The 13,884-nt window shown below is 75.8% G+C and carries 9 protein-coding genes; all 9 read right to left on the bottom strand.

What is annotated here, in order from left to right:
* Nucleotides 1–22 precede the first annotated feature (22 nt).
* The 9 genes from ACLQ20_RS25430 to ACLQ20_RS25390 all read right to left on the bottom strand — a co-directional run bounded on the left by ACLQ20_RS25430 (nucleotide 23) and on the right by ACLQ20_RS25390 (nucleotide 13,808).
* Nucleotides 23–1,960, bottom strand: coding sequence for a TOMM precursor leader peptide-binding protein (locus ACLQ20_RS25430; RefSeq protein ID WP_358120388.1), 1,938 nt, complete (start codon nucleotides 1,958–1,960; stop codon nucleotides 23–25).
* On the bottom strand, nucleotides 1,953–3,878 hold the full coding sequence (locus tag ACLQ20_RS25425; RefSeq protein WP_358120391.1) for a hypothetical protein: 1,926 nt from the start codon (nucleotides 3,876–3,878) through the stop codon (nucleotides 1,953–1,955). The genes ACLQ20_RS25430 and ACLQ20_RS25425 overlap by 8 nt, the downstream gene beginning before the upstream one ends.
* Nucleotides 3,879–3,886: 8 nt before the next feature.
* Complete coding sequence (locus ACLQ20_RS25420) at nucleotides 3,887–5,224, bottom strand: SagB family peptide dehydrogenase (protein ID WP_358120394.1); 1,338 nt, start codon at nucleotides 5,222–5,224, stop codon at nucleotides 3,887–3,889.
* Nucleotides 5,221–6,309 carry a thiopeptide maturation pyridine synthase gene (locus tag ACLQ20_RS25415; RefSeq protein ID WP_327027993.1) on the bottom strand — a complete coding sequence of 363 codons (1,089 nt, stop codon included), beginning with the start codon at nucleotides 6,307–6,309 and terminating at the stop codon, nucleotides 5,221–5,223. The genes ACLQ20_RS25420 and ACLQ20_RS25415 overlap by 4 nt, the downstream gene beginning before the upstream one ends.
* On the bottom strand, nucleotides 6,306–7,229 hold the full coding sequence (locus ACLQ20_RS25410; RefSeq protein WP_327027991.1) for a thiopeptide-type bacteriocin biosynthesis protein: 924 nt from the start codon (nucleotides 7,227–7,229) through the stop codon (nucleotides 6,306–6,308). The genes ACLQ20_RS25415 and ACLQ20_RS25410 overlap by 4 nt, the downstream gene beginning before the upstream one ends.
* Nucleotides 7,219–8,214 (bottom strand): ParB/RepB/Spo0J family partition protein, encoded by a 996-nt coding sequence (locus tag ACLQ20_RS25405; RefSeq protein WP_327027990.1) that lies wholly within the window; start codon nucleotides 8,212–8,214, stop codon nucleotides 7,219–7,221. The genes ACLQ20_RS25410 and ACLQ20_RS25405 overlap by 11 nt, the downstream gene beginning before the upstream one ends.
* A gap of 413 nt (nucleotides 8,215–8,627) precedes the next feature.
* Nucleotides 8,628–11,570 carry an AfsR/SARP family transcriptional regulator gene (locus tag ACLQ20_RS25400; RefSeq protein ID WP_327027988.1) on the bottom strand — a complete coding sequence of 981 codons (2,943 nt, stop codon included), beginning with the start codon at nucleotides 11,568–11,570 and terminating at the stop codon, nucleotides 8,628–8,630.
* 133 nt (nucleotides 11,571–11,703) lie between these two features.
* A complete protein-coding gene (locus ACLQ20_RS25395; protein ID WP_425857891.1) occupies nucleotides 11,704–13,344 on the bottom strand; it encodes an MDR family MFS transporter in 1,641 nt (546 codons plus the stop codon).
* A complete protein-coding gene (locus tag ACLQ20_RS25390) occupies nucleotides 13,341–13,808 on the bottom strand; it encodes a MarR family winged helix-turn-helix transcriptional regulator (protein WP_225851923.1) in 468 nt (155 codons plus the stop codon). The genes ACLQ20_RS25395 and ACLQ20_RS25390 overlap by 4 nt, the downstream gene beginning before the upstream one ends.
* Nucleotides 13,809–13,884 lie beyond the last annotated feature (76 nt).

Raw genomic sequence — 13,884 nt, 5'->3', positions numbered from 1 at the left:
CCTTCCAGGGTGATTCCGGCCGTCAGGGAAAGGGGTGCGGATGCGGGTTGATGTCGGCGTCGGCGAGGAGCTTGTCCGTGAGCCCCCACCGGCGGCGGGCCTCCCGCAGGCGCGGCAGGTCCGTTCGGCGGTAGCGGTGGCCGAAGGTCATCGACAGCGTGCCCGGGACGAGGACCTTCGCCGCGTGCAGGCCCGTGTGCCGCAACTCCTCCGGCGTCTGGTCGAAGACGACCACGTCCATCCCGAGCCGGACGTACCGGTCGACGACGGCGCGCGTCAACGCCCCGATGTCGTCGTGGTCGAAGTCGCCGGTGTCGACGCCGACCGCGCCGAGGCCCCGGGTGGGCGTACGTCCGGTGAGGAACGACAGCCGCGACGCGGCCCGCGGGTCGTAGTAGAGCACCTGGTGGTCCTCCATCTCCCGCACCGCCGAGGGGTCGTCGACCATGCGGGCCGCCCGCGCCAGGACGTCCGGGTCGGCGGACTGCCGCACGGCCCCGATCAGGGTGCCGCCGAGCTCCGCCAGCGCGGCCCGGGTCGCCCGTTCGCCGCTCACGTGGGCGCCCGCCGTGCAGACCAGCGCCGCGCCGGCGGACCCGGCCGGGGCGGTGGCCAGCGCCCACACCGCCGGGATGCCCTGCTCGGCCGTCATGTCGAACAGCCGGATCCGGTAGCCGGTCTCCGCCCGCAGCGACGCCACCTGCAACGCCGCCTCGACGTCCAGCGTGCCGAGGTCCATCTCCGGCAGGGGCAGCCGCGCGTACCAGGCCAGCAGGAAGGCGTCGCGCTCGGCGACCTCCAGCGTCCCGTAGAGGACGGCCTCCTCCAGGCTGCTGCCCAGGGCGCAGCCGTTGGAGATCTCGTAGACGAAGCCGTGGCCGTCCGGCCCGTGCGGGTAGTTGCCGTAGTAGGCGAGCGTCTCGGGGACGAGCAGGGGACTCTGCCGCAGGAACGACCAGCCCCAGGTCCAGCGGTAGGCGCGATCCGGGTCGAAGGGCTCGAACACGACGTCGGGTTCGGCGTACGCCTCGGCCGGGTGCAACCCGAGGGTGCGCGGGTCCAGCGCCCGGTCCGCGAGGTCGTGGTACGAGCCCACCGTGACCGACCGGCGGTCCCCCGGCACGGCCGAGAAGCGTTCCAGGGCCTCCAGCAGGGCGGTGGTCCGGCTCGCCCGGCGTTGCGGCGCCCGTCCGTAGCCGTTACGTTCGCCGACGCTGCCCGCCAGCTCCGCCACGGTGACGATCTGCCCGCCGAGGGTGTGGTCGGCGAGCTTGCGCACGATCCCGGTACGCGGGTCGACGTAGGTGTCCACCAGGGCGTCCAGCTCGGCGACGAGGTCGCGACCCCGGGGGCTGCCCGGCCGGTGGGTCGGGATCACCCGCCGGTCGGCGAGCGCGTGGTCCGGCTCGTCGACCCACTCCGGCCCGCACACCTCGCACCGGGGGTACGGCAGCATCCGGTGCACCGTGACCGTCAGCTCGCGCAGGTCGACCTTCACGATCGCGGCGCGGCTGCGCGGCACCCGCCCCTCGGCGTGGGCGCGCAGGTCGTCGGCGACCAGCGCCGCCGCCACGGTGGCGGCCTCGCGGGTGAGCAGCGGGGACGGCTCGGCCAGCCGCGCGGCGTGCCGGTTCCGGACCTCGCTCTCGCCGCGCTGCGTGGGGTTGGCCAGCCCTCGACGCCGCTCGGCGCAGCGGGCGCAGCCCCGTTCCCCGGCGACCTCCCACGGCCCGATGACGAGCCGGTCCAGCTCGGCCCGGACCGGCAGGACCGGTCCGGACGCCCGCCGCCGCAGCTCGTCGGTGACCAGGGGCACCCAGCCGTCCGCGGTGACGACGACCGGCCCGGCCGGCAGCCTCTCGTCCGGTCCGGCCACCCGGGGCGTCACCCCGGCGCCGGCGGCGACCGCCTCCGCGATCAGCCCGGCACCGAGCACCGACACCGTCGTCCGGTCAGCCATTGACGATCACCACCTTCAACGGGTTGGCGGCGATCGCGGCGACCGCCGGGTCGTGGTCGAGCGGCACGACGACCGCGCGTCGTCCGGTCGCGGCGAGGCCGGCCACGGCGGCGGCGACGTCGAACCCGGCGTCCACCGGCGCCGGCGTCCCCGCGCGGGTCGCGGCGGCGGCCGGTGGCCGGTAGCCGCCACCGTGGACCAGTCGCTGCACCACGAACGTCACCTCCAGCAGCCCTCGCCGCCAGGCGTCCACCCCGGCGCCGCTGGTGCGGGCCACCGTGACGCCGTCGCGCCGGAAGGAGAGGACGCTGACGCCGTGCCGACCGCCGTGGTCGTGCACCTGCGGCACCTCACCGAACTCCGCCAGGAGCGTGAGGCACCGTCGGCCGACGTCGTCGAGGTCCGTCGCCTCGACCCGGACGGGACGCCCCGCCGCGTCGGCGATCAGCGCGGGGTCGTACGACCAGTGGCTGGCCAGGCCGCGGGCGACCGCCGCGTCCCACGAGGGCCCGAAGCCCTCGCCGAGCCCGACCGGCGCCGCCACGGCGTCCGCCAGCCGGGTGAAGACCGTGGCGACGGGCACCGGCAACACGGCCCCGCTAACAAGGTCGAGCCCGTACACGTGGCCGTCCGGCAGCCCCGCGCGGAGCAGCCGGTGCAGGTCGTCCGCCTCGGCGTCGCCGGGCGCGAGCGGGCGGCCGGCCCCGTCGACCAGCCGGCGCGGGTCGACCACCAGGCCGGCGTACCGGGTCAGGGCGCGCCGGGCCGCCTCGACGCGGGCGGTCGGATAGTCGAAGGCCACGGCGCGGACCGCCGCGCCGGCGGCGTCGCACCCCAGCCCCCGGGCCAGCGGGTCGCGGGCCTGCGCCCGCGCGACCGTGAGCGGGCTCTGCGCGACGGCGTCGTCGGACAGGTACCGGAAGGGGCCGAGGGTGTCGTCGGCCGCGCGCACGGCGGACGTGGAGAAGTCACGGTCGGCGACGGCCGGCGACCCGCGCAGCGCGGCGACCCGGGCGAGGAAGCCGTCGGGGTCGGGCGCGGCGACGGGGGCGCAGAACGGGTGCGGCAGACAGTGCAGCCGGTGGGTGACCAGGTCGGGGCCGAGCCGGGTGACCTTCCCGGCCCGGCCCGGTGCGCCGGTGCCGGTGGCCCAACCGAACGCGGCGCGGACGAGTTGGGCGACCGCCACCGTCCGGTGCACCTCGGCGATCGGGGCCGCCGTCTGCGGGGCCTCGGGCAGCCGGGCCAGCAGCGAGGACGGCGCCGGGGCGGCGTCCCCGCCGGAGCCGGGCGGCAGCACCGGCGTCAGCCACACGTCCGCCCCGTCGAGCAGGGCGTACGCGGCGGCCGCGCCCCGCCGCCGGGCCAGCCGCTCGATCCGCCGGTGGCTCTCCCCGTCGGCGGCGCCGGTCACGTGCAGCAGCAGGTCGACCGGAAGGTCGTCGGCGGGCGGGTCGGCGGCGGGGTGCGTGCGCACGTCGGCGGCGCCGCAGCGGCGCAGCGCGTCCGCGACCGCCGTCGACCAGTCGTCGTCGGCGACCACCACGACGGCGAGCCGACGGAACCGGGTGAGCGCGGCCTCGGCGGGTACGCCGTGGGCATCCAGGTAGGACAGCTCGGCGACGTCGGCGCTCGGCGGGTCCGCGATCGCCCGGGCGTCGCCGTCCGGCACCTCCCGGACCACGCCGGCCTCGCGCAGGCGGGTGATCAGCGACGTCGCCATCGCGGCGTGCGCCTCGGGCAGCCCCGAGGTGATCTCCTCGACGGAGAACCGCCCGTCCAGCCGGGGCGCCAGCGCCTCGATCCAGCGGGCGACGGACGGGCCGGTCAGCGAGACCGGTCCGTCCAGCGTCAGGATGTGCGCCCCGGAGGGGGTCGGTGCCACGTAGACGTGGTCGCGTAGCCGTAGTTTCCGCACACGGGCTCCTATCGAGGTGACTGGGCGACGGTGCCCAGGGTGAATTCGCCGACGACGTCCTCGACGAGCGGGTCGACGCCGGTGAGGTGGGTGAAGGCGTGCGGCGCACCGGCGCCGAGGGCGCAGCCGCCGAGCCCCATGGCGGTCGCCGCGAGGTACATCGTCTGGACGAGCACGCCGAGGTTCTTGAGCGCGAGCGCGTACGCCAGGCCCTCGTACTTCCACATCAGCCGGCCGAACCGGGCGGTGACGACAAGCAGTGCCTGCGGGGTGCGCTCGGCCCCGGCGCTGTCCCGCGCCGCGTGCAGCAGCCGGCGGGAGGCGCCGTCGGGCGGCCGGACCAGGCCGAGCGCGTGGTCGTGCCCGTCGTAGTGGTAGGTGCCCGCCGCCAACCCCGCCACCCGGTCGGCGACCACGTACACCTCCAGCTCGTGCAGGCCACCACCGCTGGGGTACGGGCGGGCGCGCAGCTCCACGCCGTCCAGGTCACCCACGAGGACGGTCCGCGCGCAGCGGAACAGGAACTCGCCGAGCTGGTCGAGGGTGATCGCCTGCCCGTCGTGGTGTTCCCGCGCGGAGCGGCGCGCCTCCAGGACGGCCGTCAGGGTCGGGTCGTCGCGCCGCAGCCGGTCCAGGTCGGGGCGGGGCAGCGCGACGACGGGCCGGCGCGCGGGGGGCCGGCCAGCCGGCGGCGGCGCGTACGCCCGGCCCCAGTAGGTGGCCCCGTAGCGCTGCCCGACGCCGATGCCCCGGCTGCGCCGGTGGAACTCCAGGTCCACCGGCGACCACTGCCGGACGTGGAAGTCGAGGTCCTCGTCCCCGGTCACCGCGAGGCCGGCCCAGCACAGGTCGCGCCGCAACCGCTGCCACGCGGCGGCGTCCACGCCGGGTGCGGGCCGCTCCGTCGCGGGGTCGGCCAGCACGGCGGCCGTCGCCGGCTCGCGCACGAGCACCTCGGCCCACGCGCGGGGCGAGGTGACCCGCAGCCCGCCGTCGGGCGCGGCGACGATCGAGGTGAACCGGGACAGCCGCAGCCCCGGTGGCACGCCGTGCGGCTCCGGCCGGTCGGGGCGCTGCCGCGGGTCCAGGGTGTGCACGGGGCCGCCGGGGCCGTGGGCCGTCACCCGCAGCCAGCCCTCGCGGCGCAGCCGGGCGAGCAGCGGGGCGGTGGACGGGGCGAGCGCGTCGGCCCGCTGCTCCGCCGCCGCCAGCGCACGCACCACAACGACCTCCTGCGCGGTCACCGGCTCGTGGTCGGGCAGCCCGACCAGGTGCGTGCCCGCGGCGGTATGCACCACGGACACCCCGGCGCGCAGCCGCAGCGTCTCCCACCGGTCCTGGCTCACGCCGGCGCGCCCAACGCCCGGACCACGTCCACGGCGGTGCGGCCGGCCCGGGCCTCCGCCGCGCCGGCGACCAGGTGGCAGAGGAAGTAGCGGTTCTCGGGACTCAGTCCCATCCTGGTGAACTGCAGGTACATCAGGTTCAGCGAGAGCCGGAAGAGCGCGAACTCCACGGACGGCCGCACCACGGTGAGCCAGTGCTCGTTCTCGGCGAGGGCGCGGTGGAACGGGCTGAGCTCACGGAACCGGGTCCGCACCTCGTCGGTCGTTGCACTGCCGTCCACGCCTACGCCGAGCGGCAGCAGGCCCCGCTCGTGCAGCCTGCGGCCCCGCGCCTGGTAGCGCTCCAGCACCGCGACGAACGACGCCGGGCCGTACGGGGCCGACGCGTCGCCCCCGGCCAGGACGGCGGCGAGGCGGGCCTCCAGCGCCGCCGCGTTCGCCCGGTGGTGCCCGTCCCACGCCCGGCGCCGTCGCTCGCCGTCGGGGGCCTGGGCCAGGTGCGCCTCGGCGTGGGAACGGTAGCTGAGGTGTCCCGCTCCGGGGCCGTCGATCCCGGGCCTGATCAGCGCGACCATGGTGTCGAAGACCGCCGCGTGCAGGTTCCCGCCGGCCACCACGTCGGCGAGCACCGCGAAGGCGTGGTCGTTCGTGTCGGTCAGGAAGTCCGCCGTCAACGCCGACGCCTCGGCGGTGCCGTGCACCGCCACCCGGTCGTCGTAGCGGTCGACGTGCCACGAGTTGTCGGGACGCCACGGCGTCAGTGGACCGTCCTCCAGTTCGAGCCGGGCCAGCCGGCGGTGCAGGGGCAGCACCGCCTCGACGTCGACCTCGCCCGTCGGCAGCCCCGGCAGGTACGGCTCGAGCACCGACGCGGTGAGCGGGACGACGACCTCGCGCAGGGCCCGGTCGTCGGCGTCGACGTGCAGCCGGACGTGCGGCCCCTGGCGCCAGTGCCGGGTGAACCAGCTGCGGTGGCCGTGGACGGCGAGCTCGCGGGACAGGGGCCGGACGGCCTCGACGATCAGCCGGTCGGTCGCCGTCCCGTGGTGGTGCACGTGGATGCTCTGCCACGACGTCGCGGTCACGCCGGTCTCCCCTGGGTCGTGCGGTCGGCGAACGCGCGGTCGACGAGATGCCGCAACTCCCGCTCCCCGGCCACGGCCACGCCGAGGCGGTTGCAGGTCAGGTGGGCGCAGGTGTCGACGACGCGCCACCGGAGGGCCGGGTCCCCGATCCGCGCGGCCAGGGTGGCGATCGCCCCGGCCCACGTGCCGAGGGTGCCGGTCGGCCTGTCGGGCGGCGCCTGGGCGAACAGCCGCATCCGGTCGACCAGTTCACCCAGCACGTGCCGCTGCCGGTGGTAGCGCTCCGCCACGGCGCTCGACGGGGTGCCGCCGCTGACGGCCGTCAAGGCGACGCCGTCCGCCGGCAGCGGAGCGACCGTGGGGCAGAGCCACCTGCTCAGCGCCAGCACCGCGAACGCCGCCGTGGTGCGCTGGTTCGCGGTCGCGCCGGCGGCCAGCAGCCGCAGGACGGTGTCGCTGCACGTGACGAAGTGGTCCTCGGCGGCGTGCAACGAGGCACCCGTGCCGTACCGGTGCGTCTCGGGCCGGTACGGCACGTGCGCGAAGGAGTTGTTCGGCCGACGGATCCGCTCGTAGTCGGCCATGCCCTCCGCCACCGCCAGACCCGGCGCGTACCGGGCGTACTCCTCCTGGGTGAGCAGCGCCGGGGCCGGACGGCGGACGAGGAAGGCCGCGGCCTGGTGCTCGACGATGGCGCGCACGTCGTCCTCCCGCCCGGACCTGGGGAGGATCCGGATCCGCAGGTGCGGCCCGCCCTCCCAGTACCGCAGGAAGAACGTCCCGACCGAGGCATGTTCCGCGTCGAGCCGGGTCCGCAGCGCCGCGACCAGGTCGGTGACGACGACGTCGAGGTCGCCGTCGTGGAACACGTGCAGGCTCGTCCACTGCCGGGGCGCCGGCGCCGCCCGGTCATCCCGCATGCGCCGTACGCTCCTGATCGGCGAGGTGCTCGGCGAACGCCCGCCAGCTTCCGGCGCAGGCCACCGCGACGGCGTGCAGGGAGCCGCGGCAGTGGCCCGGCACCGCCTCGGCGATGAGTTCCGCCCGGGGGGCGAAGGCGAGCGTTGCGGACGCCAGCCGGAGCAGCGCCCGGCCCTGGTCCGTGTAGCGCAGCGACGGGTCCCGCGCGAGCACCGCCAGCCGTTCCCGGACGGCGGAGGCCGGCTCGGTTCCCGGGCGCGCGGGTCCCACCGGTGCGGCGGTCGGCGCCGGATGCGCGTCGGCGGCGTCGCCCGCGGCGAGCTTGCGGCGCACGTCGAACGCCGTCCCCACGGAGATGCCGGTGCGCCGCGCCACCTCGCGCAGGCTGACGTCGGGATGCCGCCGCATGATCTCCGCGGCCAGCCGCCGGCCGGCCGCCGCGGAGACCGGGTGGGAGCGGCCGTCGCGCCCCAGCCGGGCGTTCAGCCGACCATCGTCGTCGGTTGAACCCCGCCGCAGGGCGGCGACGGTCCGCGGGGCCACCCGGCACACCGAGGCGATCCACCGGTCCGACCAGTGTGGATGGGTGGCGAGGATGCGCCGCGCCGCCGCGGCGCGGTCCTGCGCCGGCAGCGGCATGCCGTGTGCGGCGTTGAGCCGCACCGCCGCCACGAAGGCGTCCGCGTCCGAGCCGTCGAAGTACACGACAGGCACGGTCCGTTCGCCTCGGGCGCGGACGGCCGCGAGCCGGTGCGAACCGTCGATCACCCGTCGCGACGACCGGTGCACCACGATCGGCGGAAGGTCGTCGGTGAGACCGGCGAGCCGCTGGACGTGCGCCGGGCTGACCCCGGTGAGGCGGGGCGACAGCCCGTCGCGCAGCGACTCGACCTCCGCCTGCTCGACCTCTCCCGACCTGACGGCGAAGAGGTCCGCCGAACGGCCCGCTCCCCCGTCGTGCCCGCGTTCTGGCTGTCCCGACATCGACGTCGCTCCGATTTCCTCGTCCTCGGCGGCTGGACGGCGGAACGATACGGCGGGCGACGTACAGGCTCCGTACACGCGAGGTACAGCCGCCGGCCGGACGGGTCCGGAGCGGCGTCGCGTTGTCGGCCGGCGCGGCCCGCCCGCCCCCGCCCGGCCGACGTCCTCGCCCCGGTGACCGGCGACGTCCCCGCCGCGACTGCCCGGGACCGGCATGTACCCGCCTTGTATCCGCGCGCCCGGCCCGGTCGGGCCCGGCGGCCCGGTCGTCCCACCGATCTCCGCGCCACCCGTGCCCTGCGCGGGCCCGCCGTTCAGCCGATCGGCTCACGCGCCCGCACGGCGACCGCCTGGCGCAGCGGAGCGCGGGAGGCCGGCACCCGCCACCCGCGGAGCGGTCGGCTCCCGCAGGCTCAGAGTCGGCCGAAGTGGTCGGCGTACTGCGGATCCCGGTAGCCGGACAGCGGACCGAGCAGGTCCCGCGCCTCGGTCTCCAGGATGGACGCGGCGCTGCGGTCCCCGGCCGCGCGGGCGATCCGGCCCTGTGCCTGCCGCGCGACGGCCCGCAGGTAGCGGTCGCCGATCCGGACGGCCACCGTCCCCGCCTCGTCGGCGTCGCGGGCGGCGGCGGCGTGGTCGGCGAGCCCGAGGTGGGCCGCCGCGCGGGACAGCAACGCCTCGCAGCGCGACGGCAGGTCCTCGGACCACTCGGCGATGGCCATCGCCTCGTCGAGGCACTCGCGGGCCTCCGACCACTGCCCGGTACGGCACAGCAGTTGGCCCCGTGCGCCGAGGGCGGCGCCCCGCAGGCCGACGGCGTCGACGTCGCGGGCGATGCGCAGCGCCTCCTCGACGTCCGCGAGCGCCTCCTTCTCGGCTCCCGCCGACAGGCGAACCGGGGCGGAACTGCTCAGGGCCGCGCCGATCATGAGCAGTTGGCCCGACTCCCGGCGCAGCGCGAGCGCCTCGTCGTGGTGGCGGAGCGCAAGCGGCACGTCGCCCATCCGGTGGCGCAGGTTGCCGAGCGCCTCCAGGCAGATGGAGATCTGCTCCCGGTCCCCGAGCGGCCGGAGCAGCTCGAGGCAGCGCAGCAGATCCGCTTCGACCACCGACGGTTCGGCGCTGCCCGTGTGCAACGTCGCCCGGTAGAACAGCGCGGCGCAGTGTTCGAGCGTGAGGCCGAGCCGCCCGGTGGTGGCGACCGCGCCGTCGACCAGGGTGAGCGCCTCCTGGCGGTAGCCGTACCGCCGCAACGCGGCGACGCTCGCCCAGGCCAGCGCGGCGGCGAGCGTCGCGGTGCCGGTGGTGGAGGTGGACGCCTGCCGGAAGGCGGCCAGGACGTTGAGGTGTTCCTCGGCCAGCCACCGCGCCGCCTGCGCGGGGCTCTCCGGCAGGTCCTGCCAGGCGGGTCGGTCCTGGTCGCCGACGCCGGTCGGGGCCCACCCGCACGCCGGTGTCCCCGCCGGTCCGAAACAGTGTCCGGCGTTGGTCATCCGCTCGAGTTCCCGGGCGCCCTGCACGTACGTCTCCAGCAGCCGCCGCAGCCCGGCCTCCCGGTCGTCCGCCGGCTCGTCCTCGGCCCGTTCGACGGCGTACAGCCGGACCAGGTCGTGGATGCCGTAGACGCCCGGTTCCCGGGGCTCCACCAGGCGCTCGTCGGCGAGCCGTTCCAGGAGACTCTCGGCGAGCGCGGGCGGCTCGCCGAGGAGGGCGGCGACGGCGCGGGCGGTGACGGTCGGCAGGCGGGTGCTGCCGACCAGCCGGAAGGCCCGGGCGCAGAGCTGCCCCCGGGCGCCGCCGTCGGACAGGGCGGCGTAGGTGAGCGCGATGGACGGCCGGACACTGAGGTCGTCGAACTCCAGCTCGCTGAGGCGCAGCCCGGGATCGGCGAGGCGCTCCACCAGACGGGCGATCGGCCACTCCGGCCGGCTGGCCAGGCGGGCGCCGACGATCCGGATCGCCAGCGGCAGCATGCCGCAGAGTTCCACCAGGCGGGCGGCCGCGTCCGGCTCGGCCGCCACCCGGTCGGCGCCGCACTCGCCCGCGAGCAGCCCGACCGCCTCCGTGCGGGACAGCAGCCCCACGGCCAGGTGTCGGCCGTTGGGCAGCGTCGCGAGCATCCGCCGGCTCGTCACCACGACACCGCAGGAACCGTCCGCCGGCAGAAGTGCCCTGACCTGGGCGGCGTCCCGGGCGTTGTCGAGGACGACGAGCACGCCGCGGCCCGCGATCTCGGACCGGTAGGCGACGGTGGCCTCGCCGACGTCGGACGGCACCGCACCGCCCGGCATGCCGAGCGCGCGGAGGAACCGGCCGAGGACGTCGACCGGCCTCAGGGGCGGCAGGTCGGCGTCCGCACCCTGCAGGTCCACGTAGAGCGTGCCGCCCGGGTACCGGTCGGCGAGCTGGTGCGCGATCCGGACGGCCAGCGCCGACTTGCCGGCCCCTCCCGGGCCGTGCAGGGCGACGACCGCGCTCGTCGCGGATCCGCCGAGCCAGCCGCACACGGCGTCGATCTCGGCCCGCCGGCCGACGAAGGTGTCGACGGCGGGAGGCAGTCCGCGGACCACGATCCGCGCGGGCGGCGGGCGCTGCGGCTCGCCGACCAGGTGCGGGCGGTGGTCGAGGATGTCGCGGTAGAGCGCCTCCAGCGAGGGGCTGGGATCGATGCCGAGCTGGTCGGCCAGCATCCGCCGGGCCCGCAGGTACGCGTCGACGGCACCGGCCACGTCGCCCGTACGGTAGAGCGCGGTCATCAGCTGACCCCAGCCGCGTTGCCGCAGCGGGTGGGTCTCGACGTGCTCGCGCAGCCGACCGACCAGTTCGGCGGAGGCGCCCAGGTCGAGTTTGGCCTGGACGTGTTCCTCCTCGACCATGAGGCGCTGCTCGTGCAGGCGCGTCAGGCGTGCCGCCATCGCGCGGGGCAGCGGCAGCCCGGCGAGCGGCGAGTCGCGCCAGAGGGTGAGCGCGTGGGCCAGACTCGCCTCGGCCTGCCGCAGGTCGCCCCGGGCACGGGCGTCGCGGCCCTGTTGCGCCGACTCCTCGAACTCGTCGAGGTCGCGCTCACCCGGGCGCACCGCGAGCAGGTAGCCGCCGGTGCCGGTGTGCAGCCGGCTCGCGCCGTCCGGCTGGTCGCGCAGCGCCTGGCGCAGCCCGTGGGCGTACGTCCTCAGGTTGGCCGCCGCTGAGGCGGGCCGCGGCTCGTCCCACAGCGTCTCGGCGAGGTGTTCGGTGTGCAGCACCTCGTTCGGGTCCAGCAGCAGGGTGGCGCAGAGTAGCCGCTGCTTCACCGTGCCGAGCGGCACGGGCCGGTCGTCGACCTGCACCTCGAGCGGTCCCAGAAGCTGGAATCGCATGCCGGACATCCGGCATTTCTACCACAGGGACACGCCGGCTTCCGATCGTCGCCCGCCGGTCGCCGGATGCCCGACGACGGCGGGGCCGGCACCATCCTCGGATGGTGGCGGCCCCGCCGTCGTGGGTCCCGCGTCAGCGGCGCGCCGGCGCCTCCCGACCGTCGGCGTCCACCGTGACCTGGTCGAAGGCCGGAGCACCGTCGACGGCGTCGGCGGCCACGGCCGTCGACCTGGCGGGATCGGGCAGGTCCAGGCTGCTGCGCAGGCCGACCGGCTTCAACAGCACCGCGGCGATGATGCCGACGACGGCGATCGCGGCGGAGATGAGGAAGATGTGGCCGGTGGCGTCCCCGTACGCCGCGCGGACGATCTGCTGGACCGCGCCGGGCATGGCGTCGAGGTTCAGGCTGCCGGCTCCCGCGCTGCCGGAGGCGGGGATGCCGGCGGCGGAGAGGTCGGCGGTGATCTGGTCGGTCACCCGTCGGGCGAGGACCGCGCCGAGCACCGACACTCCGATCGTGCCGCCGAGCGAGCGGAAGAACGCGACGGTCGAGCTGGCCGCGCCGATGTCCCGGAGCGAGACGGTGTTCTGCACGGCGAGGACGAGGTTCTGCATCGTCATGCCGACCCCGACGCCGACGATGAACATGGCCGCGCCGACCAGCACCAGCGAGGTCTGGTGGTCGATGGTGCCGAGCAGGGCGAACCCGATGACGAGCACGATCGCGCCGAACACGATGTACGGCTTGATCTTCCCGGTCTTCGTGATCAGCCGGCCCGCGATGATCGACGATCCGAGGACGCCGGCCATCATCGGGATGGTGAGCAGCCCGGCCTCGGTCGGGCTGTAGCCGCGGCCGATCTGGAAGTACTGGCCGAGGAAGACGGCGCCGCCGAACATCGCCATGCCGACCGCCAGGCTGCCCAGGATGGCCAGGGCGGTGGTCCGCTGGCGGACGAGATCGAGCGGGACGACCGGCTCGTCGGCCCGCGACTCCACCCAGACGGCCAGGGCGAGCAGCACGACCGCACCGCCCACCATGGCGGCGGTCTGCCAGGAGGCCCAGGCGAACGAGTCGTCGACGAAGGAGATCCAGATGAGCAGCACGCTGACGCCGGCGGCGATCAGGGCCGCGCCCAGGTAGTCGATCTTGACGTTCTCGCGGCGGACCGTCGGCAGGCGCAGGGTGAACTGGAGGAGGACCAGCGCAATGGCGGCGACGGGGACCCCGACGAAGAAGCACCAGCGCCAGCCGAGCCAGGACGTGTCGACGATGAGCCCGCCCAGCAGCGGGCCACCGACCGTCGCCACCGCCATGACGCCACCGAGGTAGCCGTTGTACCGGCCGCGCTCCCGGGGCGGGATCATCGCGGCGATGGCGACCTGGACGAGTGCCTGGAGGCCGCCGACGCCGATGCCCTGGAACGCGCGGGCGGCGATGAGCTGACCGGCCGTCTGGGCGAAGCCGGCGATCACCGAGCCGACCAGGAAGACGACGATGGCGATCTGGACCAGGAGCTTCTTGTTGAACAGGTCGGCGAGCTTGCCCCAGATCGGGGTGGTCGCGGTCGCGGTGAGCAGGGTGGCGGTGACCACCCAGGTGTACTGGGTCTGCGACCCGTTCAACGCGCCGATGATGTTCGGCAGCGCCGTCGAGACGACGGTGCCGCTGAGCATCGCGACGAACAGCACCAGCAGCAGGCCGCTGAGGGCCTCCAGCGTCTGCCGGTGTGTCATCGGCGCGTCGCCGGCCGTGGTGGTGGGTGCGCTCATCGCGCGGCCTCCAGGTTGTCGTGGTGTCCGAGGACGGTCTCGATGTCGCGGGTGAACCGGCCGAGCGCGGTGGCGAACGCCGCCACCTCCGCGGGGGTCCAGTCGGCGAGCGCGGTGTCGAGGATCCGGCCGTACCAGTCGTAGGTGTCGGTCAGGGCGGCCCGCCCGGCCGGGGTGACGGTCAGCAGGCTGGCCCGCTTGTCGGCGGGGTCGGCGCGCCGCTCGACCAGGCCGTGGCTGACGAGCGAGGCGACGGCGCGGCTGACGGTCGACGGGTCGAGCCCGCTACGGGCCGCCAGCTCCCGGGCGTGGCAGTCGGCAGGCAGCTTCTCGATCTGCATGAGGAGGCCGGCGAGGCCGACCGGCACGGCCGGCCGGACGTCGGCCCGGTGCCGTTTGATCAGCCGTACGCTCCGGATCAGCTCGGACAGCCTCGCACCGAGCTCGCGGCCGGCAGTTTCCACGCCGCCTCCCTTGTCGCAGATGGTTGCCGCACACAAGCATCTGCCGATCTTGCTCACAGTGCAAGTTTGCGCGATG

Origin of the sequence: Micromonospora sp. DT46 (genome assembly GCF_049841735.1) — a bacterium.
Lineage (GTDB): Bacteria > Actinomycetota > Actinomycetes > Mycobacteriales > Micromonosporaceae > Micromonospora > Micromonospora reichwaldensis.
This window is presented reverse-complemented; position numbering and strand designations above follow the sequence as displayed.